Below are 377 nucleotides of genomic sequence, written 5' to 3'. Positions count from 1 at the left end.
GCCGTTCGGTACCCTCGACCCCAAGACCGGCGAGCACCTGGGTTACAACGTCGAACTGGCCAAGGCCATCGGCCAGGCGCTGGGCGTGCAAACCAACACTGTTTCGGTGCTGGCGCCCAACCGCGTGCAGTTCCTGCAGCAGGGCAAGGTCGACATTCTGATCGCCAATATGCAATTGACCGACGAGCGCGCCCAGATCCTCGACTACGTGCCCACGCCGTACGAAGAAGTCGGCGGTGCGGCGTTGATTCGCAAAGGTTCGGCTATCAAGCAGTGGGCTGACCTCAAGGACCAACCAGTGTGCGTGTCCCAGGGCAGCAACTTCATCAAGCCCTTGCAGGAGACTTACGGCGCACCGCCGACTTCTTCGTACGGCG

At 61.8% G+C, this 377-nt stretch carries 1 protein-coding gene; it reads left to right on the top strand.

The annotated features are described in order from the left end of the window. Window positions 1–377: transporter substrate-binding domain-containing protein (locus tag AC0L3B_RS38610; protein ID WP_473382886.1), on the top strand; the 377-nt coding region annotated here is incomplete at both ends.

This window comes from Bradyrhizobium sp. Kon56, assembly GCF_055807635.1.
The sequence above is the reverse complement of the archived record's forward strand: the minus strand, read 5'-3'. Positions and strand labels throughout refer to the sequence as shown.